This is a genomic window from Pacificimonas aurantium (assembly GCF_020092905.1).
Taxonomy (GTDB): Bacteria; Pseudomonadota; Alphaproteobacteria; order Sphingomonadales; family Sphingomonadaceae; genus Pacificimonas; species Pacificimonas aurantium.
Genome location: NZ_JAGSGB010000001.1, coordinates 1,100,976 through 1,121,232, shown reverse-complemented (window position 1 = coordinate 1,121,232; position 20,257 = coordinate 1,100,976). Strand labels below are relative to the sequence as shown.

Annotated in this window: 18 protein-coding genes; 13 read left to right on the top strand and 5 right to left on the bottom strand. The window is 65.9% G+C overall.

From position 1 onward, the window contains the following. Nucleotides 1-40: 40 nt before the first annotated feature. The 12 genes from KCN53_RS05435 (at nt 41) to KCN53_RS05385 (ending at nt 10,599) form a co-directional block, all read left to right on the top strand. Complete coding sequence (locus tag KCN53_RS05435) at nt 41-577, top strand: DUF421 domain-containing protein (protein ID WP_088711088.1); 537 nt, start codon at nt 41-43, stop codon at nt 575-577. 79 nt (nt 578-656) lie between these two features. After that, nucleotides 657-1,880: a cytochrome c oxidase subunit II gene (coxB, locus tag KCN53_RS05430; RefSeq protein WP_088711089.1), complete on the top strand. Its 1,224-nt coding sequence runs from the start codon at nt 657-659 to the stop codon at nt 1,878-1,880. 18 nt (nt 1,881-1,898) lie between these two features. Beyond that, nucleotides 1,899-3,563, top strand: coding sequence for a cytochrome c oxidase subunit I (gene ctaD, locus KCN53_RS05425; RefSeq protein ID WP_088711090.1), 1,665 nt, complete (start codon nt 1,899-1,901; stop codon nt 3,561-3,563). Next, nucleotides 3,563-4,513 carry a heme o synthase gene (locus KCN53_RS05420; RefSeq protein ID WP_088711091.1) on the top strand — a complete coding sequence of 317 codons (951 nt, stop codon included), beginning with the start codon at nt 3,563-3,565 and terminating at the stop codon, nt 4,511-4,513. The genes ctaD and KCN53_RS05420 overlap by 1 nt, the downstream gene beginning before the upstream one ends. After that, complete coding sequence (locus KCN53_RS16035) at nt 4,510-4,635, top strand: hypothetical protein (protein ID WP_263434960.1); 126 nt, start codon at nt 4,510-4,512, stop codon at nt 4,633-4,635. The genes KCN53_RS05420 and KCN53_RS16035 overlap by 4 nt, the downstream gene beginning before the upstream one ends. After that, nucleotides 4,635-5,198, top strand: coding sequence for a cytochrome c oxidase assembly protein (locus tag KCN53_RS05415; protein WP_088711092.1), 564 nt, complete (start codon nt 4,635-4,637; stop codon nt 5,196-5,198). The genes KCN53_RS16035 and KCN53_RS05415 overlap by 1 nt, the downstream gene beginning before the upstream one ends. A gap of 2 nt (nt 5,199-5,200) precedes the next feature. After that, nucleotides 5,201-6,034 (top strand): cytochrome c oxidase subunit 3, encoded by an 834-nt coding sequence (locus KCN53_RS05410; protein WP_088713282.1) that lies wholly within the window; start codon nt 5,201-5,203, stop codon nt 6,032-6,034. A gap of 5 nt (nt 6,035-6,039) precedes the next feature. Continuing rightward, nucleotides 6,040-6,447, top strand: a complete 408-nt coding sequence (locus KCN53_RS05405) for a DUF983 domain-containing protein (RefSeq protein WP_088711093.1) — start codon at nt 6,040-6,042, stop codon at nt 6,445-6,447. Then, a complete protein-coding gene (locus KCN53_RS05400; protein ID WP_088711094.1) occupies nt 6,444-7,091 on the top strand; it encodes an SURF1 family protein in 648 nt (215 codons plus the stop codon). Before KCN53_RS05405 ends, KCN53_RS05400 begins: the two co-directional genes overlap by 4 nt. Before the next feature lie 24 nt (nt 7,092-7,115). Next, complete coding sequence (gene thrC, locus KCN53_RS05395; RefSeq protein ID WP_088711095.1) at nt 7,116-8,513, top strand: threonine synthase; 1,398 nt, start codon at nt 7,116-7,118, stop codon at nt 8,511-8,513. Further along, nucleotides 8,513-9,742, top strand: a complete 1,230-nt coding sequence (locus KCN53_RS05390) for a M16 family metallopeptidase (protein ID WP_088711096.1) — start codon at nt 8,513-8,515, stop codon at nt 9,740-9,742. The genes thrC and KCN53_RS05390 overlap by 1 nt, the downstream gene beginning before the upstream one ends. Then, a complete protein-coding gene (locus KCN53_RS05385) occupies nt 9,739-10,599 on the top strand; it encodes a class I SAM-dependent methyltransferase (RefSeq protein ID WP_088711097.1) in 861 nt (286 codons plus the stop codon). The genes KCN53_RS05390 and KCN53_RS05385 overlap by 4 nt, the downstream gene beginning before the upstream one ends. A 10-nt stretch (nt 10,600-10,609) precedes the next feature. On the opposite strand, the gene KCN53_RS05380 is transcribed toward KCN53_RS05385, so the two are convergent. Beyond that, nucleotides 10,610-12,262 (bottom strand): GGDEF domain-containing protein, encoded by a 1,653-nt coding sequence (locus KCN53_RS05380; protein WP_088711098.1) that lies wholly within the window; start codon nt 12,260-12,262, stop codon nt 10,610-10,612. Between the two features lie 105 nt (nt 12,263-12,367). After that, nucleotides 12,368-14,560, bottom strand: coding sequence for a ribonuclease R (rnr, locus tag KCN53_RS05375; RefSeq protein ID WP_088711099.1), 2,193 nt, complete (start codon nt 14,558-14,560; stop codon nt 12,368-12,370). Nucleotides 14,561-14,839: 279 nt separating this feature from the next. On the opposite strand from rnr, the gene KCN53_RS05370 reads away from it, so the two are divergent. Then, a complete protein-coding gene (locus KCN53_RS05370; RefSeq protein ID WP_088711100.1) occupies nt 14,840-16,459 on the top strand; it encodes a DEAD/DEAH box helicase in 1,620 nt (539 codons plus the stop codon). A gap of 93 nt (nt 16,460-16,552) precedes the next feature. Here the strand turns inward: KCN53_RS05370 and KCN53_RS05365 are convergent, their stop codons facing one another. Genes KCN53_RS05365 through KCN53_RS05355 form a run of 3 tightly spaced genes read right to left on the bottom strand, consistent with a single transcriptional unit; the run spans nt 16,553 to nt 20,225 of the window. Next, on the bottom strand, nt 16,553-18,745 hold the full coding sequence (locus KCN53_RS05365) for a xanthine dehydrogenase family protein molybdopterin-binding subunit (RefSeq protein WP_088711101.1): 2,193 nt from the start codon (nt 18,743-18,745) through the stop codon (nt 16,553-16,555). After that, the gene (locus KCN53_RS05360) at nt 18,742-19,731 is read right to left on the bottom strand and encodes an FAD binding domain-containing protein (RefSeq protein WP_088711102.1); all 990 of its coding nucleotides are present in this window, start codon (nt 19,729-19,731) and stop codon (nt 18,742-18,744) included. The genes KCN53_RS05365 and KCN53_RS05360 overlap by 4 nt, the downstream gene beginning before the upstream one ends. Further along, complete coding sequence (locus KCN53_RS05355; RefSeq protein WP_088711103.1) at nt 19,728-20,225, bottom strand: 2Fe-2S iron-sulfur cluster-binding protein; 498 nt, start codon at nt 20,223-20,225, stop codon at nt 19,728-19,730. Before KCN53_RS05355 ends, KCN53_RS05360 begins: the two co-directional genes overlap by 4 nt. Nucleotides 20,226-20,257 lie beyond the last annotated feature (32 nt).

The following is a 20,257-nucleotide window of genomic DNA, read 5'->3' as shown; positions in this document are numbered from 1 at the left end:
CCGCTCGACGGGGCGCAGCCCGGCGCATAGGAGCCTGCAGATGTTCGTCGCCGACCCCACTCTCGACATGGTCCTGAGAGGGCTGATCCTCACCGCCATCGGGCTGCTGTGGATCGTGCTCCTTGTCCGTGTGACCGGACTCAGGTCGTTTTCAAAGATGACGAATTTCGACTTCGTCATGACCGTCGCGGTGGGCTCGACCCTCTCTGCCGGCGGTACCACGAGCGACTGGACCGGCTTCGGACAGGCGATGACGGCGCTGGTCGCGCTTTTCCTCGTCCAGTTCGTGATCGCCCGTATCCGCAAATCTTCGGACAGTGTCGAGGACGCCCTCCAGAACCAGCCCGCCATCCTGATGCGCGACGGCCGGATCCTCCACGAGGCGCTGAGCGCGACACGGGTGACGGAGACGGACCTGATCGCGAAACTGAGGGAGGCGAACGTGCTTCACATGGACGAGGTTCGCGCGGTCGTCCTGGAAACCACGGGCGACATTTCGGTCCTGCACGGCGAGCATCTGGAAGAGCGCCTGCTGGCCGGTACCAAGGCCGTAGATACCCGCCCTGCGGCAAGCTAGCGCTTGTCGTTCCCCGAAGCCCTGCCTATACCGCGCCGCAATCGCGGGCGTCCGCCAGGAGCGGGCGCGGGTAATTCGCATGAAGATTAGGAACCAGATGGGACGCTGGACACATCTCGCCGCCGCCTTGGCGCTCAGCATTGCAGCCGGATCGGCAAGCGCACAGGACGCAACGCCTCTGAACGAGGGCGGGCTCGAGCCGCTCGTGGCCGGGCAGGAAGTCACTCAGGACGAAGCCGAAGCCATCAACGATCCGGACGAGAGCCGGACCGTCAGCGGCGACATGACGACCGAAGAGGCCGTCGAGGCAACGCCCTCGACCCCCGAAACGGTTCCCTCCGTCGACGGCGATATCGCCAATGCGGGCACGGTTGCCGATGCCACTCTCGGCCAGCCCATCGGCGGCATGGGCATCCAGTCTCAGGTCACCTCGCTCGGTGAGTTCGCGAATGGCTTCAATACCGCCCTTCTCACCGTGATGGGGCTGGTGACGCTGTTCGTGTTCGGACTGCTGCTCTGGGCGATGCTGCGCTATCGCCGGAAAGACGGCGTGGCGCCGTCGAAGACCACGCACAATGTGTTCATCGAGGTGCTCTGGACGCTCGTTCCGGTCCTCATTCTCGTTGGCATCGCCATCCCGTCCTTCGGACTTCTGGCAGCGCAGTACGACCCGCCCGAAGCCGACGTGACCGTGAAGGCGATCGGCCACCAGTGGTACTGGGAGTATGAATATCCCGATGAAGGCGGCTTCTCCTTCGACGCCATCATGCTGACCGACGAACAGGCGGCAGAAGCGGGCGAACCCCGCCTCCTCGCCACCGACAACCGGGTCGTCGTGCCTGTCGGCGCCAATGTGAAGGTTCTCGTCACCTCGGTCGACGTGCTGCACAGCTGGGCCATGCCGTCCTTCTGGGTGAAGATGGACGCCGTTCCCGGCCGCATCAACGAGACCTGGTTCCGCGCCGAACGCACCGGCGTTTTCTACGGCCAGTGTTCGGAACTTTGCGGTACGCAGCACGGCTTCATGCCGATCGTCGTCGAGGTCGTCGAACAGGACGTCTACGATAACTGGGTGGCAAGCCGTCAGGACTATGCCGGCATCGACCCTGCCGACCTTCTGGAAGAAGAAGAGGGCTTCAGCGCCGTCGAGGACGAAGGTCTCGGCGTTCCGACCGACCAGTCGGTCGCCGTTCCCGATGAAGCCGGAATGCCCGCGCCCACCGATACGGACGGGGTTACCGGCACCGTCATCGAGCAGTCAGCAACCAGCACGCCGTCCGAAGTCGGCGAAGTGACCGAGTAAGTTCAGGAAGCGAAGACCATGGCTACGCACGCCCCCACTCATGACTTCGAGGCCGAGCACGGCCACGACGATGCGCATCACGACGCCGACCACAAGCCCGGCTTTTTCGCGCGCTGGTTCCTGTCGACCAATCACAAGGACATCGGCACGCTCTACCTGATCTTCGCGCTGATCGCGGGGATCGTCGGCGGTGCACTGTCCGGCTTCATGCGCGCCGAACTGGCCGAGCCCGGAATGCAGATCCTGCCCGGCCTGGTCGACGGCAATCTCGACGCCGCCTACCATCTGTGGAACGTCTTCATCACCGCGCACGGCCTGATCATGGTCTTCTTCATGGTCATGCCCGCCATGATCGGCGGCTTCGGCAACTGGATCGTGCCGCTGATGATCGGCGCGCCCGACATGGCCTTCCCGCGCATGAACAACATTTCGTTCTGGTTGCTTCCGCCGGCGCTGATCCTCCTCGTCATTTCGATGTTCGTTCCGGGACCCGCCGGCTTCGACGGCGCAGGCACGGGCTGGACGGTCTATCCGACCCTTTCGACCATCGGCCATCCGGGACCTGCGGTCGATCTCGCCATCTTCTCGCTGCACATCGCCGGTGCCAGTTCGATCCTCGGCGCGATCAACTTCATCACGACCATCTTCAACATGCGTGCACCCGGCATGACGCTGCACAAGATGCCGCTGTTCGTCTGGGCCGTGCTGGTGACCGCGTGGCTGCTCCTCCTGTCGCTTCCGGTCCTTGCCGGCGCGATCACCATGCTGCTGACCGACCGTAATTTCGGGACGACCTTCTTCGACCCGGCCGGCGGCGGCGATCCGATCCTCTACCAGCACCTGTTCTGGTTCTTCGGCCATCCGGAGGTCTACATCATGATCCTCCCCGGCTTCGGCATCATCAGTCAGGTCGTGGCCACCTTCAGCCGCAAGCCGGCCTTCGGCTATCTCGGCATGGCTTACGCCATGGTCGCGATCGGCTTCATCGGCTTCATCGTCTGGGCGCATCACATGTACACGGTCGGCCTCGACGTGAACGTGAAGCTCTACTTCACCGCCGCCACGATGATCATCGCGGTGCCGACGGGCGTGAAGATCTTCTCTTGGATCGCCACCATGTGGGGCGGCTCCATCAGCTTCCAGACGCCCATGCTGTGGGCCATCGGCTTCATCATCATGTTCACGCTGGGCGGCGTGACCGGCGTGGTGCTGTCGAACGCCGGCGTCGATACCTACATGCACGACACCTATTATGTGGTCGCGCACTTCCACTATGTGCTGTCGCTCGGCGCGGTCTTCGCGATCTTCGCCGGCTGGTATTACTGGTGGCCTAAGATCACCGGCAAAATGTACTCCGAGTTCCTCGGCAAGCTGCACTTCTGGGTGTTCTTCGTCGGCGTGAACGTGCTGTTCTTCCCGATGCACTTCCTCGGCCAGGACGGCATGCCGCGCCGTATTCCGGACTATCCGGACCAGTTCGCGGGCTATAACCAGCTGTCGACCTACGGCTATATGATCATGGCCGCCGGCCTGATCCCCTTCTTCCTGAACATCGTGGTGTCTCTCGTTGCGGGTAAGAAGGCGGCCGCCAATCCGTGGGGCGAAGGGGCGACGACGCTCGAATGGACGCTGTCCTCGCCGCCGCCGTTCCACCAGTTCGAAACCCTGCCCGAGATCAAGTAATGAGCGGTGCGCCCACCTCGCCAGTGGCGCCCGGGCTGCCACTGGCCGGGGCGGCGCCGCTCGCCTCGACCGACTTCGGCGACTGGCGCGACTATCTCGCCCTGACCAAGCCGCGCGTCATGGCGCTGGTCGTCTTCACCGCGCTGATGGGGCTGCTCGCCGCCCCCGTGGCAGTGCACCCCGTTATCGGCTTCACGGCGATCCTGTGCATTGCCGTCGCCGGCGGTGCGGCCGGAGCCCTCAATCAGTGGTATGAGGCCGACCTCGACGCAAAGATGAAGCGCACTCGCGGGCGTCCGCTCCCCGCGGGCCGCCTGACGCGCGACCAGGCGTTCGGCTTCGCCATGTTCCTTGCCATCGGATCGGTGACGATCATGGCGCTGGCGGTCAATCTCGCCGCCGCGGGGCTGCTGGTCCTGTCGATCCTGTTCTACGTGCTGGTCTACACGGTCTGGCTGAAGCGCCGCACCCCGCAGAACATTGTCATCGGCGGCGCTGCCGGCGCCTTTCCGCCGATGATCGGCTGGGCGGCCGCCACCGGCGATGTCACCCTTCTGCCGCTCCTGATGTTCGGCATCATCTTCCTGTGGACCCCGCCGCACTTCTGGTCGCTCGCGCTGTTCGTGAAAACCGACTACCGCGAAGCGGGCGTGCCCATGCTGCCGGTTTCGCACGGCCTTGCGGAGACCCGCAGGCAGGTCCTCCTCTACACGTTGCCGCTGGTCACAGCCGCGCTTGCGCCCTGGGCGCTCGGCCTGACCGGGCTCGTCTACGGCATCCCTGCCCTGGCGCTGAATATCGTCTTTCTCGCAGGCGCGGTCCGGGTTGCGGGCAACCGAGCCGAAGACCCCGCCGGGATGAAGGCCGAAAAGCAGCTTTTCGCCTTCTCCATCCTCTACCTGTTCGCGTTGTTCGCTGCGCTTGCCGCGGACCGGCTGGTGCTCGCATGAGCCCGGAGGAGCAGCGCGAACTCGAACGGAGGCGGCGGCAGCGCAACTATGTGCTGGGCGGTGTCCTCGTCGGCCTCGCCGCGCTGTTCTACCTGATCACCCTCGTAAGGATGCCTGGCTGATGACGGCAAACAAGCGCACGGGATTCATGATGTTCGGCGTGGCGGTGCTGATGCTCGGCATGGCCTACGCCTCCGTCCCGCTCTACCGGATTTTTTGCCAGGTCACGGGATTCGGCGGCACTACGCAGCGCGCCGAGGAAAGCGCGCAGGTCGTGGCCACCGACGTGCCGGTGAAGGTTCGCTTCGATGCGAACACCGCGCCCGGCCTCGGCTGGGACTTCGAGCCGGTAAAGAATGTCGACACGATCCTGATCGGCGAACGAAAGCTGGCCTTCTACCAGGCGACCAACAACAATCCCTATCCGGTGACGGGCGTCGCGACGTTCAACGTCTCGCCCGATACCGCAGGCAAGTATTTCAACAAGATCCAGTGCTTCTGTTTCAACGAGCAGACACTCCAGCCGGGGCAGAGCGTGTCGATGCCGGTCAGCTATTATATCGACCCGGAATTCCTCGACGATCCGGACGCGGCGAAGATCGAGGAGGTCACGCTGTCCTATACCTTCTTTCCTACGCGCGAGCAGACCGCTAGTAAGCGCGCAAAATCCGATACAAGAGGCTGATGATGGCAGGCGCCAAAAACCACGATTTCCACATTATCCCCCCCAGCCCCTGGCCGCTGCTGTCTTCGGTCGGCGCGTTTCTCATGCTGGGCGGCGCGGTCATGTGGATGCACGAGATGGCATTCGGCAATTTCATCTTCTTCGCCGGGCTGATCGTCACCTGCGCGATTGCCGCCTTCTGGTGGGGCGACGTCGCGAAGGAAGCCAATGAGGGGCATCACACCCCGGTGGTTCAGCTTCACCACCGCTATGGCATGATCCTCTTCATTGCGTCGGAGGTCATGTTCTTCGTCGCCTGGTTCTGGGCCTACTTCGACGCCTCGCTCTACCCCAGCACCAGCGATGCGGTCGGCGGCGTGTGGCCTCCGGAGGGCATCGAGGTGCTCGATCCCTTCGTCTATCCGCTTCTGAACACGCTGATCCTGCTTCTCTCCGGCACGACCGTGACCTGGGCCCACCACGCCCTGATCGAGGGCGACCGTGAGGGTCTGAAGAAGGGTCTGTGGCTGACGATCATCCTCGGCCTGATCTTCAGCTGTGTGCAGGCCTATGAATATGCCCATGCCGCCTTCGGCATGTCGGGCAATATCTACGGCGCCACCTTCTACATGGCGACGGGCTTCCACGGCTTCCACGTCATCGTCGGCACCATCTTCCTGATCGTCTGCCTGATCCGCGCCTATCGCGGGGCGTTCACGCCGCAGCATCATTTCGGCTTCGAGGCCGCGGCCTGGTACTGGCACTTCGTCGACGTCGTCTGGCTGTTCCTGTTCATCTCCATCTATGTGTGGGGCAGCGACTTCGGCGCGGCCGTGGTCCACGGCGCCGGTCACTAGGCGGCGTGGCCGCCGGGGAAGCTGAGGGGCGGCGCGTCGACGTCGCCGCCGCGGCGCTCGGCAAATGTCCGCGCTGCGGGCGCGGGAAGCTCTACAAGAGCTTCGTCGAATTTCGCGAACGCTGCGAGGTGTGCGGCCTGTCCTTCGGCGACTTCAACGTCGGCGACGGCGCCGTCGTGTTCCTGATCCTGATCCTCAATACGATCGGTCTGGTCGGCGCGGTGACCCTCGAGCTCAGCGCGCATCCGCCCTATTGGGTGCATGTGGCCATCTGGCCGGCGCTTCTCATCTTTCTGACGGTCGTGGGACTTCGCGCGGGCAAGGGACTCCTTCTTGCCTTCGAGTATCGCCACGATGCGCGCGAAGGAGCGCTCGGCGCAGACGGCGACGACCAGGCGCGGGACGACCAATGAAGCTGCCCTTGCTGCCCACGGCGATGGTGGTGCTGGCGGTGCCGGTGATGATCGCGCTGGGCTTCTGGCAACTCGACCGATTGGAGTGGAAGGAGGAGATGCTCTCCGACCTTGCCCGCCGCCCTTCCGCGCCGCAGATCGACCTCGACCAGCCCGGCGCTGCGCCGGAGAATTTTCGCCGCGCGGCGATCACCTGCCGAACGTCCGGCAGGCCGCAGGCCGTCAGCGGCCGCTCGCTGCAGGGCCAGACCGGTTACAGCTACCGCCTGCCCTGTTCCTCGCCCGAGAGCGGCGCACCCGTCATGCTGGACATTGGCTGGGCGCCGCGCCCGGACGCGGTCAATGCGGTCGTCCTGCGCGACCGCTATCAGGGCGTCCTTATCGACCGGATCAGGGAACTTGGCAGCGGCGCCGACCGATTCCTGCTCGTGTCCGGACGGGCAGCGGTACCCGAACTACGCCCCAGCGCGCCGCCAACGCTCGAGGACATCCCGAACAGCCACCGCGCCTATGCGGGGCAGTGGTTCGGATTTGCAGCCGTGCTCTCGGTCATCTACGTCCTCTACACGTTGCAATGGCGCCGGGCGCGCCGCGCGGCGAAGCAGACCACCGACGCGAAGACCCCCCACGCGGAAAACCGCTGACGCGAAGACCCCGAACAGGACCCGATGAACTATATTTCCACGCGCGGACAGGCACCGGTTCTCGATTTCGAAGCCGTGACCCTGGCAGGCCTTGCCAGTGACGGCGGCCTTTATGTTCCCGAGGCCTGGCCGGCCCTGACGCCCGATGAACTGCGCGCACTGCGCGGTGCCAGCTACGAAGAAACGGCGAACGCGGTCATCGCAAAGTTCGTCGGCGATACGCTGTCGGCCGAAGAAATCGCCGAGTTGACCAAGGCCGCATACGGCGCATTTTCGCACGCCGCCGTCACCCCGCTGGTACAGCTGGACGGTCGCCACTGGCTGCTCGAACTCTTCCACGGCCCGACGCTCGCCTTCAAGGACGTCGCGCTGCAGCTTCTCGGCCTGCTGTTCGAGAAATTCCTGACCGCCCGCGGCGAGCGCCTGACCATCGTCGGCGCCACCTCCGGCGACACAGGATCGGCGGCGATCAATGCGCTCGCGGGCCGCGAGTGCGCGGAAGTCTTCATGCTGCACCCCGCGGGCCGGGTGTCTGACGTCCAGCGCAGGCAGATGACCACCGTCATCGCGCCAAACGTCCATAACCTGGCCATCGAGGGCAGCTTCGACGATGCCCAGGCGCATGTGAAGCGCATGTTCCGCGACCCGGACATGGCGGGCCTGCGTCTCAGCGCGGTCAACTCGATCAACTGGGCGCGCCTGATGGCGCAGATCGTCTACTATGTTTACGCGGCAGTCCGCTTGGGCGCACCGGACCGCAGCGTCGCCTTTTCCGTTCCGACGGGCAATTTCGGCGATGTCTTCGCCGGCTATGTCGCCGCGCGCATGGGACTGCCGGTCGAGCGGCTGATCGTCGCCACCAATGTAAACGACATCCTGCACCGGGCGCTCAGCGCCGGCGACTACAGTGCAGGCACGGTATCCCCCACGGCAGCCCCCAGTATGGACATTCAGGTGTCGTCCAATTTCGAACGGCTGCTGTTCGATCTGGCCGATCGCGATCCCGCGCGTCTCACCGCGATGATGGAAGGGTTCGATGAGACGAAACGCCTGCGCCTGGACGACGACATTCGGGAAAAGGCGGCGGCGATGTTCTCGAGCGCACGCATCGATGCCGACGAGATGTCGATGACGTTGCAATGGGCCTGGCGCCAGACCGGCAATCTGATCGACCCCCATACCGCCATCGGCCTGGCCGCCGCCCGGCAGGAGGAGCTTGCCGCCGACGTACCGGTCGTGACTTTGGCGACCGCGCACCCGGCGAAGTTCGAGACCGCTGTGGAGCGCGCGACCGGTATGCGTCCGCAACTTCCCGGCCGCCTGTCGGGCCTGATGGACCGCGCGGAGGCCTACGAGACCTTGCCGGGCACCTATGAGGCCGTACGCGACTTCGTAAGGACGAATGCGGCGCTGCCGGCCTGATGCAGCGCCTCACAACCCTGGACAACGGCCTGCGCATCGTCAGCCGGACCATGCCGAGCGTAGAGACGGTAGCGGTCGGCCTCCAATGCGATGCTGGCTCACGGCGCGAAAACGGGCGTGAAAACGGTCTCGCTCATCTGTACGAACATATGGTCTTCAAGGGCGCGGGCGGGCGTTCGGCCCGCGACCTCGCCGAGGCTGTGGAGGATGTCGGCGGCGACCTCAATGCCATGACCGGGCGCGAGGGTACGGTCTTCTCCGCGCGTCTGCTGGCGGATGACCTTGGCCTTGGCCTCGAGCTGATCGCGGACATGATCCTCGACCCGCATTTCGACCCCGTCGAACTGGAACGGGAAAAGCTCGTGATCGAGCAGGAAATGGCCGAGGTTAACGACAATGCCGGCGACCTGATCTTCGACGATCTGCAAATGGCCTGCTATCCCGACCAGCCGCTCGGACGGTCGATCCTGGGCAGCCTCGAAAGCCTGCGCGGACTGACGCGCGACGATCTCATTGCCTGGCGCGACACCAATTACGAGCCCGGCTCGCTGATCATCGTTGCGGCCGGCGCGCTCGACCATGACGAGCTTGTTGACCTCGCCGCGCGCCGCTTCGGCGACCTGGCCCCGGTGACCCGGCCGCAGGTCCACGCCGCACGCTTCACGCCGCGCGCCATCGACCGCACCCGTCCCGCCGAGCAGGTTCACCTCTGCCTGGGGTGGGAGGGACCCGCGACGGCGGCTCCCGGCCTGTTCGCGGCGCGAATCTTCTGCGAGGCGGTAGGCGGCGGCATGGCCTCTCGGCTGTTCCAGGAACTGCGAGAGGAACGCGGGCTTGCCTACACCGTCTACGCAACCCACGCGCCCTTCCTCGATACCGGGCTGTTCTCGGTCTACGCGGCAACCGCGCCCGCCGATACGAACGCGGCGCGCGACCTCGCGCTGAAAGTCCTGAATGAGGCGGCCGACGATCTCGACGAGCGCGAACTTTCGCGCGCCCGCGCCCTCGCCAAGGCGGGTCTTCTGATGGCGCTGGAAAGCTGCGAAGGCCAGGCGAGCTATGTCGCGCGCCAGCTTCTCGTCCACGGACGCCTTGTCGAGCCTTCCGAAGTCGTCGACCGGCTTGAATCGCTGACACTCGATGAGGTTCGCGCCGCCGGTAAATCCCTGCTCGCCTCCGACCCGGCCCTCGCAGTGATCGGGGCGGGTCACGGACTCGACCTGCCATGACGCTGACCACCATCGTCGCGGAGCCCTGGGAGGATTACGGCCTCGTCGACTCGGGCGGCGGACGAAAGCTGGAGCGCTACGGCCCCTATCGCTTCATCCGGCCCGAACCGCAGGCATTGTGGGATCCTGCCTTGGCCGACTGGGACGCACACGGCGAATTCGTGCCAGCCTCCGACAGCGAAGGCGGCGGCCGCTGGCAACTGGATCGCAACATACCGGAAAGCTGGCCGCTCTCCCGTCAGGGCGTCCGCTTCCATGCGGCGAACACCCCCTTCCGCCACCTCGCGTTCTTCCCGGACATGGCGCCGCAATGGGACTGGATGCGCGCCCTGACGGAGACGGGCGACGAGGTCATGAACCTGTTCGGCTATACCGGCGTGGGTACGCTGCTTTTGGCAGAACAGGGCGCCCGGCTGACGCATGTCGATGCATCGAAGAAGGCCGTCGCGGCAGCGCGCGAAAACCAGGCGCTGTCGCAGATGAACGACCGGCCGATCCGCTGGCTGGTGGAGGATGCGCTGAAATATGCTCAGCGCGAAGTGAAGCGTGGGCGCCGCTATGATGGCATCCTGTTCGACCCGCCGAAGTTCGGGCGCGGTCCCAAGGGCGAACGCTGGGATCTCGAATCCGGCCTGCCGGAGCTTACGCGGACGCTCGCCGCGCTCCTCGACGAGCGGTCGAAATATCTTGTCCTGACCGCCTATGCCGTGCGCATGAGCGCGCATGCGCTGGGCGAGCTGTTCCGCCAGGTGCTCAAGCCGCTCGGCGGACAGGTCGAGGCCGGCGAGATGTGCGTGCGAGAAGAAGCGCGCGGACTCCTCCTGCCGACAGCGATGTTCGCCCGCTGGTCGCGCTGAGCAACCGGGCTCAGCCTGCGCGCACGGTCACCACGTCCCGCCCGGCATCCTTCGAATCGTAAAGCGCCTGGTCCGCCTCGCGGTAGAGCGCGAGGAGGTTGAAGCGACCGGTCGTGCCGCTGATGCCGATACTGACGGTGACGGACAGGCCGGGAGCCTTGCCGCCGAACCGCAGCGCGGCGACGCTTCGGCGAATCTCCTCGGCCAGCTTCCTCGCCTCGTCCAGCGTGCCCCGGAAGGAAACGGCGAATTCCTCGCCGCCGATGCGGCCGGCGGCAGCGCGTCTTCCGTTCACCGTTCCCTCTAGCGTCTTCGCGACTTGCTCCAGCACCAGGTCGCCCACGTCGTGGCCATGTCTGTCGTTGACCGCCTTGAAATGATCGAGATCGACCAGCAGCAGATGCACCCGGCCTTCGCTTTCGACCAGCATCTCCTCTGCCCGGCGCATGAAGCCGCGGCGGTTCCAAAGCGCAGTCAGTGGATCGCGTTCGGCCAGCTCGGCAAGCGCGCTCTTCTCGGCGCGGGCGGCGTCGCGCTCGGACCGCAGGCGCGACAGGCGGACGGTCACCAGAGCGGACAGCCAAAGGATTTGCACGGCCGAGGCGATCAATATGGCGAGCTGCGGCCCGCCGCCGAGCAAAAAATGGCCGAGGTCGACGATATTGAGGCCGCCGAGGGCAAGCATCGACACGGACCAGACCAGGAGAAAGTCCCGCGCCTCACGCGACCCCGTCGCCCAGCCCCAGCCTGCCAGCAGCGCCGCGATGACAAGGTTGAGGAGCGTCAGGACGCCGGTGGTGACGGCCAGGCTCTCCAGCGTACCGGGAGGAGGATAGACCGCAAGCAGGCCGGCGGCGACCGACCCGGCGGCACCAAGCTTCGCCACCCATCGCAGCCAGTTGGGGGCCGTATCCCGTCCAACGATGGCGAGTACGCTCATCATCGCTGCCGCCACGGCAGCAGTCGCGAACAATGTTCCCAACCGCGCCGACAGGGAACCCGCGATAGCCGGAAGGACGACGACGCCGAGGTGCGACCAGACGACGCCGTAAAGAAGGACGGCCGTGGCCCATGCCGCATGCCAGCCGATGAAGGCCCGGCGCGTTCCGATCGCAAGCAACGCATTGTAGAGCGCGCCGAGAAACAGAAGCGACACGCACGCGCCCACGATAACGGCCAACAGCGAGAGTTGCTGGCTTGCGTCTTCGGCGGTGAGAATGCGGGCGCGCAGAACACCGAAGGCCTCGAGCCGGTCAAGGACAAGCGTTACCTGCTCGACGGGCACCTCTCTGTAGGGCGGGGTGAATTCCAGCTGCCCGCCAATGCGCCAATGGGGGCCGTAGTCGCCTCGCTGCACCGACTGCTGCACGATGCGGCCATCGGCATAGCGGAACCGCACCGCCAGCCGGCTGAAGCGGCTCTGGTGGACGAGCACGCTGGTACCTTCCTTGCCCTGGTCGGAGGGAAGGACCTCGGCATCGAGCCATAGCCTTGCAACTTCATAATCCTGCGGGTCTGCCGGACAGGCAAAGCGCTCGGGAACCGCATCGAAGGGGGATGTAACGGCCGAGCAGAAGCGTTCGCCGAGGTCGGCGGCGCGAGCTTCCGCCGTCCACAATCCGGCTAGAGAGATCAGGAACAGGACCGCGACGCGGAATGGCATTCTGTCCCCCCTTTCCCCTCCGAGGCTGCGATGGCCTCTCGTACCGGACGCGTTCCTATCCCTGTGAATGAAGCGCGAGCAAGGCGACACTCTTCTATAGGAGGGTCAACGCTCGCGTCGGCCGCGGCGGGGCGTTTTGCCGCCCTTCGCGCCTTTCCGGCCTGCAGACTTCTTGCGCGCCTTTGGAGAGGTGCCGGGCTTGCGGCGACCGCGCGGCTGCGCCCGGGGGCCTCCAGCCCCCGGTGACCCGGCTCCGTCCGGCAATTCGAAGATCAGCCCGCCGGTCACCGGATTGGCTTCTACCATGCGCAGTTCGAGCCGCTGCCCGATGCTGTAGGTCGTGCCGGAGCGTTCACCCGTGATTGTTCTCGTGGCCTCGTCGAACTGCCAATATTCCCCGCCGAGCGCGCGCATGGGCAGAAGGCCGTCGCCGCCGACACCGTCCACCGTGGCGAAGAGGCCATGCTTGGTGACGCCGGTGATGCGGGCCTCGACAACGTCGCCCGCCCGCTCGGACAGATAGGCCGCGACATAGCGATCGGTCGTGTCCCGCTCCGCCTCCATCGCGCGCCGCTCGGTCTTGGAGATATGCTCGCTGATCTGCTCGAGTTCGGCCTCCTCGGCATCTGTGAGGGCCCCGGGCCCCAGATCGAAGGCGCGCACTAGCGCGCGGTGGACCAGAAGGTCCGAATAACGACGGATCGGCGAGGTAAAGTGGGCGTAGCTGGCCAGGCTAAGGCCGAAATGGCCCAGATTGTCGGTGGTGTAATAGGCCTGTGTCTGGCTGCGCAGCACCTCCGTCGACACCTGCTCGCGCAGGATCGGATCGGTCAGCGCATCGAGCATGCGGTTGAACAGCGCCGGGCGGATGACCTGCCCCTTCGCAAAAGGCACGCCCAGCGATTTCAGATATTCCCGCAGCGCGTCGATCTTCTCGCTGCCAGGTGTTTCATGAGCGCGGTAGACGACCGGAGACTTCTTCTTTTCCAGCGCCTTCGCCGCCGCGACATTCGCTGCAATCATGAAGTCCTCGACCAGGCGGTGCGCGTCCAGCCGCTCGCGCACGCCGATGCGAATGACGCGCCCGTCAGCGTCCAGTTCGACGCGCCGTTCGGGAATGTCCAGTTCCAGCGGCTCTCGCGCCTGCCGCGCCGCAAACAGCGCTCGCCACGCTTCCCACAGCGGCTCGATGTCCGGCCAGTCGGCAGCCTGCTCATATGCGATGTTCGCCGCGACGCGAATGACGGCGCGCGCAAACCGCCAGTTGGACAGCGTGCCGTCCTCTGCGATGTGCAGATGGCAGACGAGCGCCGCGCGGTCTTCATTCTCCACCAGCGAGCATGCGCCCGCGGAAAGCACTTCCGGCAGCATCGGCACGACCCGGTCGGGAAAGTAGGCCGAATTGCCGCGCTTTCGCGCTTCGGCATCGAGCGCGCTGCCGGGCCGCACATAATGGCTGACATCGGCGATCGCGATGACGGCATCCCAGCCCCCCTTGTTGCTGCGCCGGACATGGAGGGCGTCGTCATGGTCGCGCGCATCCTCCGGATCGATCGTCAGGATCGGTAGATGGCGCAGGTCCTCGCGCCCGTCGCCGAGCGGCTGCCCCGCGCTCTTGTCGGCCTGCTCGAGCACCTTCTCGGGAAAGACGTGCGGCAGACCCTTGGCGTGAATGGCGATCAGCGAAATCGACCGCGGTTCGAACGGATCGCCAAGCCGCTGGGTCACGCGGGCTTTCCGCCCCTCGACTGCGGCGAGGACCAGGTCGCCGGGACGCGCCTCGCCGATATCGTGGACGGAGAAGGTCTTTCGCAGCCGCTTGTCGGTCGGCTGCAGGAAATGGCCGCGCTCGTCTGCGCGCAGGATGCCGAGAACCTCTTCCGACGTCCTGCCGATCCGTTTCATCAGGTGGCCGCGATAGCCCCGCCCGGTTTCTTCGATGCGCGCCAGAATGCGGTCGCCTTCGCCGAGCGCGCGGCCGCCCTTCTTCTCGCGTACCAGCACGCGCGGCGGCGGGTCGGGATTGTCCCAGCTTTCTGGGATGGCGAAGGGACGACCATCCTCGACCGACACTACCCGCAGCACCGTGACCTTGGGCAGACCGCCCGCCTCGTGCACCGTCTTGCCGCGCCCCAGTTCCAGATCGCCGGCCTCTGCCATCTCGCCCAACAGGGCTCTCAACGCGCGGCGGTCGTCGCCCTTGATACCGAAGGCCTTGGCGATTTCGCGCTTCCCTACCGGGCCGCTGCTGTCTTTCACGAATTCGAGAATGGCGTCGCGCGAGGGAAGATCGGTCATCTCTCCCTAGCTAAGGACTGGCGCGGCGCATTGACAGCCCGCCCGCTTCCGCCCATATGCCGCCCCGCATCGGTGCTGCGTCGCAGCATCTGGCCCGGAACGGCGTGAAGCGCCGGACGCGACGATCCTGACGATATGATCGCGCTCCGATGAGTTCCCGGCCTTTACGAGTTGCAAAACTCTGCCACGTCCCGGTTCACGCGGGGTGCGTTCCTCGCAATCATCCGCGCCCGACGGGCTCAGCGGAGCTTGGCGCGCTGCGCCACTTGAAAGAGATTCATGACCAAATTTTCCGACTTCGGCTTTGCCGAACCCATTGCCAAAGCCATTGCCGCCGAGGGCTATGACAGCCCGACGCCGATCCAGGCGCAGGCCATTCCCTACGCGCTTGAAGGGCGCGACCTTCTGGGCATTGCGCAGACGGGCACCGGCAAGACCGCCGCCTTCGCGCTTCCAATTTTGCAGGCCATCGCCACGCGCCCCTACAAGCTGACGCCGAAGGCTCCGCGCGTTCTGGTACTGGCACCGACGCGCGAACTCGCCGCGCAGATCGGCGAAAGCTTCAAGGCTTATGGCCGCGGCCTCCGCCTGACCGTCGAAACGATCTTCGGCGGCGTGAAGGACGGCCCGCAGAAGCGCCGGCTTCATGCCGGTGTCGATATCCTGATCGCCACCCCGGGCCGCCTTCTCGACCTGATCGACCAGAATGCCTGCCGCCTCGACAAGGTCGAATTCCTCGTCCTCGACGAAGCCGACCAGATGCTCGATCTGGGTTTCATCCACGCCCTCAGGCGTATCGTCCCGATGGTCCCGAAGGACCGGCAGACGCTCTTCTTCTCGGCCACCATGCCGAAGCAGATCAAGGAACTGGTGGGCAAATATCTGAGCGAACCCGCGAAGGTCGAGGTGCAGCCCGAATCGACGACTGCCGAGCGGGTCGAGCAGCGCTGTCACTTTATCGACGCCAAGCAGAAGCAGCCCCTGCTAACGCTGACGCTGGAGCGCGCCGACTACGACCGCGTCCTCGTGTTCACGCGTACCAAACACGGCGCCGACCGGGTGGTCCGCAATCTTGAGGCGGCAAACATCCGCTCGGCGGCAATCCACGGTAACAAGTCCCAGGCTCAGCGGACGCGCGCTCTCGATGCGTTCCGCGCCGGTGATGTGCGCGTGCTGGTGGCGACAGATATCGCCGCGCGCGGAATCGACGTTTCCGGCGTCAGCCATGTCATCAATTTCGACATCCCCGAGGTTGCGGAGCAATATGTTCACCGCATCGGCCGGACGGCGCGCGCAGGCGCGGCCGGCGAAGCTCTCAGCTTTGTCGCGCCGGCAGAAAAGCAGGACTGGAAGGCGATCGAGCGCACCACGCGCCAGAAGATCGAAACCCTGCCCCTGCCTGAGAATTTCATGGCCGAGGTCGAGCGCATCAACGGCCTGAAGCTGCCCCCGCGAGGGGCCGCCGGGGCAGAGCGCGGCGATGACCGGCGCGGCGGCGGCGGCAATCGCCGGTCGCGCGGCGGTGCGAATGGGGGTGGGCAGCGCCGCCGGAAGCCGGAATTCTCCGCGGAACGCGAGGATGGTGCCCGCAAGCCGCGACCGAAACAGCACCGCCGCGGAGGCGGCGCACAGACTGGCGCTCATCAGGACGGGCCCCGTCAGGATGGACAGCGCCAGGACCGCAGCCGCGACGGCGCACATGCCGAAGGCGGCAAGGGTCAGCAGCACCGTGCCAAGGGGCCCGGCGGCAAGCCCGGGGCCGGACGTCGTCCGCACCGGAAGGGCGGCGGCGGACAGCATGGTCAGGGTCACGGCCAGGGGCGTCCCGGTGCCCAGGGCCGGCACAGGCAGGGCAATCGCAACCGCTCCGGCGGGGAACAGTCCTCGCGCCAGGGCTAACGCCCGTTAGGGCGCGCGTACCCGGCTGAACCGCCGGGTACGCGCGCCACACACAGATCGCAGCCCTTGCTCGCATCTACAGCTAGATCGACGTTAGTCGGGCAGGCCCGCCAGCAGCTTGTCGAGCGTGACCGGATAGTCGCGCACGCGCACACCAGTGGCGTTGTAGATCGCGTTCGTGATCGCGCCTGCCGCGCCGCAGAAGCCGAGTTCGCCGATACCCTTCGACTGGATCGGACATGCCGCGTCCTCGCGTTCCTCAAGAAAGACGACGTTGAGTTGCGGCACGTCGAGGTTCACCGGAACATGATATTCGGCGAGGTCACGGTTGACGATCTTGCCGTTGCGCTCGTCGTGAACGAGCTCTTCGGTCAGTGCAGTGCCGATCCCCCAGGTCATACCGCCGAGGCACTGCGATCGCGCGGTCTTCTCGTTGAGGATACGCCCCGCGGCGTAGACGCCCAGCATGCGGCGCACGCGGGTCTCGCCCGTCACGCTGTTCACTGCCACTTCGCAGAAATAGGCGCCGTAGCCCGCCTGCGCATAGTCTTCGCTGGTCTCGCCGGGGTTGAACTCGCCCTCGCCCGTCAGCTCGTCCGCGCCGAGCGCGTCGGCCAGGCTCATGCGCCGGTTGCCGGTGACCGCCTCGCCGTCCTTCAGCGTCAGGTCCGCCTCCTCGCAGCCGAGAGCTTCGCAGATTTGCGTGCGCACATCCTCGCAGGCCAGGAAGACTGCCGAACCGCAGGACGACGCGCCGATCGAGCCGCCAGAGCCTGAGCCCGGAGGCAGGTCGGTGTCGCCGAGCTTCACTTCTACCTTCGCGGGGTCGAGACCGAGCATTTCCGCGGCGACCTGTCCCAGCACGGTATAGCTGCCGGTACCGATGTCGGTCATGTCGGTTTCGACCGTTGCGGTCCCGTTCGCGCTCAGCGTGACCCGCGCCTTCGCCGTTTCGGTCATGTTCACGCGGCTGGCGCCGGCCATGCCGTGCCCGATCAGCCACTCTCCCTCGCGCAGGCCCCCAGGCACCCTGTTGCGGTCGGCCCAGCCGAACCGCTTTGCGCCCTCGTCCATGCATTCGGCATATTTGCGCGTGCCAAAGGGAATGCCCGTCTCCGGATGGCATTCGGGCAGGTTCTTCTTACGCAACTCGACGGGGTCGATCCCTACTGCGTGGGCCAGCTCGTCCATGGCGTTTTCGAGCACCGGCATTCCCACGGCTTCGCCCGGCGCACGTACCGAGCCGGCGGCCGGCCTGTGGATCCGCGCGACGTTGAGCGAGATCTTCCGATTCTCACCGCCGTATAGAAAATGCGTCGACTGCGGCACGGGCTCGGCAAACTCCTCGTCCGGCAAGTTCGAAATCAGGCTCTCATGGCCCAGGCCTGTCAGCCTGCCCTCGGCGTCGGCCGCGAGCCGCATATGCTGCTTCGTCTCTGTGCGCCGCATGATGCTTTCGAACACCTGCTGCCGCGTCATCACGACGGAGACCGGTCGGCCGAGGCCGCGCGCCGCGACTGCGGCGGCAATGCCCTCCTGGCTGATCCCCAGCTTCGATCCGAAGCCACCGCCGACATAGCGCGAGACGATGCGCACATCGGCCTCGTCGAGACCGAGCGAGTCCGCCAGCTCCTTCCGGTTGAACTTCAGCATCTGATAGGCGCCGTAAAGCGTCAGTTTCGGTCCGTCCCAGACGGCGATCGAGGCGTGCGGCTCCATCGCCGCGGCCGCATGTCCCTCGGTGCGGTAAACCACGTCAACGCTGTGGGACGCGTCGCGCATGGCGCCCGCCAGGTCGCCCTGGTCGACCGCCTCGCTATCCTGCGGCTCCGGCTCGACCGCCTCGGGATCGACGATATGGCCCGCCGGCTCGATTTCGGGCGCGAAGGCGTAAGAGGCGTGGCGCGCCTGCTCGAACGTTTCCGCGACGACGAGGCCGATGACCTCGCCCACATAGGCAACTTCGCCGACGCCCTGTACCGGCGCTTCGCCGGCCATGCCCTGGGCGGGGTTGCGCAGGAATTCGTCGGACGAAAAGACACCGAGCACCCCTGGCAGGGCCTCGATCTTCGCGCGGTTCAGGCTTTTGACCGTGCCCATCGTCGCTGCGCGCAGCAGCACGCCATGGGCACAGTTTTCGATCTCATATTCGGCGGCATAAGGCGCGGTACCCGACACCTTCAGCGGCCCGTCGGGCCGGTCGAGCGGCTTTCCGATCACGGCCTGCGCCATATGATCGAGACGCCGGCGGTCGTCCGGCTTGTCCATGGTCAGCGTCTTGGTCATTCGCCCGTCTCCAGTCCGCATGCATCGGCAAGCACGGCAATCATGGTCCGCTTCGTCAGGGGAATCTTGAAGTCGTTGTGCCCCTGTCCTGTCGCGTCCTTCAGCAGCAGGTCGGCCGCCTCGGCGAACAGAGCCCGGCTCGGCGCCTGCCCCTTCAGACGGGCTTCGACGGCCTCGTCGCGCCAAGGGCAATGCGCCAGCCCGCCAAAGGCCAGGGTCACGTCTGCGATGCGCCCCTCCTCCAGGCTGACGACCGCGGCCACGCTGACCAGTGCGAAGGCATAGGAGGCACGGTCGCGCACCTTGCGGTAGCGCTGCTCGCTGGTGACGGGGGCCGGAAGGATCACGGCCGTGATCACGTCGCCGGCTTCCAGTTCCGTCTCGATATGCGGCGTGTCGTGCGGCAGGCGGTAGAAGTCGTCGACGGGCACCGTCCTACGGCTGCCGTCGGCGCTCTCGATCTCCACATCCGCCTTCAAGGCACGCATGGCGACGGCCATGTCACTCGGGTGAGTGGCGATGCAGGCATCGCTTGCGCCAAGTATGGCGTGAATGCGGTTGAACCCGCCAATGGCGCGGCAGCCGCTGCCCGGCTCGCGCTTGTTGCACGGCTCGGAGGTGTCGTAGAAATAATAGCAGCGCGTGCGCTGGCACAGATTGCCGCCCGTCGTCGCCTTGTTGCGAAGCTGGCCCGAGGCCCCGGCGAGCAGCGCGCGCGACAGGACGGGATAGTCGCGCCGGACTCGCTGGTCGGCGGCGAGGTCGGCATTCGGGACAAGCGCACCGATTTTAAGGCCGCCCTCTTCCGTCTCTTCAATCTCGCCAAGCGGCAGCCGGTTGATGTCGACCAGCCGCTCGGGCGCCATCACTTCCAGCTTCATCAGGTCGAGAAGGTTGGTGCCGCCGGCGATGATCGTCGCGCCTGCCGCGCTGCCCTTCGCAGCGTCGGAGACGGCTTCGGCGCGGGCATAATCGAAGGGTCTCATTCGGCCACCTCGCGGATCGCATCGACGATATTGGGATAGGCGGCGCAGCGGCACAGATTGCCGCTCATCCGCTCGGAGATTTCCTCGTCGGTCAGGTCGGGACGGCTTTCCAAGTCCTCCGTCACGACACTGGGCCAGCCCGCCTTCGCCTCTTCCAGCATGGCGGTGGCGGAGCAAATCTGGCCGGGGGTGCAATAGCCGCACTGATAGCCGTCATGCCGCACGAACGCGTCCTGCATCGGCGACAGGCTGCCGGGCGTGCCCAGTCCCTCGATCGTCGTGATCTCGTCGCCGTCATGCATGCAGGCGAGCGTCAGGCAGCTGTTGATCCGCCGCCCGTTCACCATGACCGTGCAGGCGCCGCACTGGCCGTGGTCGCAGCCCTTCTTGCTTCCGGTCAGCCGGAAATGATTGCGCAGCGCGTCGAGCAGGCTGACGCGCGAATCTGCCTCGAGCTCGCGCTCCTCGCCGTTCACCTTGAGGGTGGTTTTCATGCAGTCGTGTCTCCCTGGTTCCGGAAGACCAA

What these genes read in the sequence shown, in the direction of transcription:
- rnr (WP_088711099.1), bottom strand. Translation starts at nt 14,560, where the DNA reads ATGACCGATCTTCCCTCGCGCGACGCCATTCTCGAATTCGTGAAAGAC.
- KCN53_RS05360 (WP_088711102.1), bottom strand. Translation starts at nt 19,731, where the DNA reads ATGAGACCCTTCGATTATGCCCGCGCCGAAGCCGTCTCCGACGCTGCG.
- KCN53_RS05365 (WP_088711101.1), bottom strand. Translation starts at nt 18,745, where the DNA reads ATGACCAAGACGCTGACCATGGACAAGCCGGACGACCGCCGGCGTCTC.
- KCN53_RS05370 (WP_088711100.1), top strand. Translation starts at nt 14,840, where the DNA reads ATGACCAAATTTTCCGACTTCGGCTTTGCCGAACCCATTGCCAAAGCC.
- KCN53_RS05400 (WP_088711094.1), top strand. Translation starts at nt 6,444, where the DNA reads ATGAAGCTGCCCTTGCTGCCCACGGCGATGGTGGTGCTGGCGGTGCCG.
- KCN53_RS05380 (WP_088711098.1), bottom strand. Translation starts at nt 12,262, where the DNA reads ATGCCATTCCGCGTCGCGGTCCTGTTCCTGATCTCTCTAGCCGGATTG.
- KCN53_RS05355 (WP_088711103.1), bottom strand. Translation starts at nt 20,225, where the DNA reads ATGAAAACCACCCTCAAGGTGAACGGCGAGGAGCGCGAGCTCGAGGCA.
- thrC (WP_088711095.1), top strand. Translation starts at nt 7,116, where the DNA reads ATGAACTATATTTCCACGCGCGGACAGGCACCGGTTCTCGATTTCGAA.
- ctaD (WP_088711090.1), top strand. Translation starts at nt 1,899, where the DNA reads ATGGCTACGCACGCCCCCACTCATGACTTCGAGGCCGAGCACGGCCAC.
- KCN53_RS05385 (WP_088711097.1), top strand. Translation starts at nt 9,739, where the DNA reads ATGACGCTGACCACCATCGTCGCGGAGCCCTGGGAGGATTACGGCCTC.
- KCN53_RS05390 (WP_088711096.1), top strand. Translation starts at nt 8,513, where the DNA reads ATGCAGCGCCTCACAACCCTGGACAACGGCCTGCGCATCGTCAGCCGG.
- KCN53_RS05410 (WP_088713282.1), top strand. Translation starts at nt 5,201, where the DNA reads ATGGCAGGCGCCAAAAACCACGATTTCCACATTATCCCCCCCAGCCCC.
- KCN53_RS05415 (WP_088711092.1), top strand. Translation starts at nt 4,635, where the DNA reads ATGACGGCAAACAAGCGCACGGGATTCATGATGTTCGGCGTGGCGGTG.
- KCN53_RS05420 (WP_088711091.1), top strand. Translation starts at nt 3,563, where the DNA reads ATGAGCGGTGCGCCCACCTCGCCAGTGGCGCCCGGGCTGCCACTGGCC.
- KCN53_RS16035 (WP_263434960.1), top strand. Translation starts at nt 4,510, where the DNA reads ATGAGCCCGGAGGAGCAGCGCGAACTCGAACGGAGGCGGCGGCAGCGC.
- coxB (WP_088711089.1), top strand. Translation starts at nt 657, where the DNA reads ATGAAGATTAGGAACCAGATGGGACGCTGGACACATCTCGCCGCCGCC.
- KCN53_RS05435 (WP_088711088.1), top strand. Translation starts at nt 41, where the DNA reads ATGTTCGTCGCCGACCCCACTCTCGACATGGTCCTGAGAGGGCTGATC.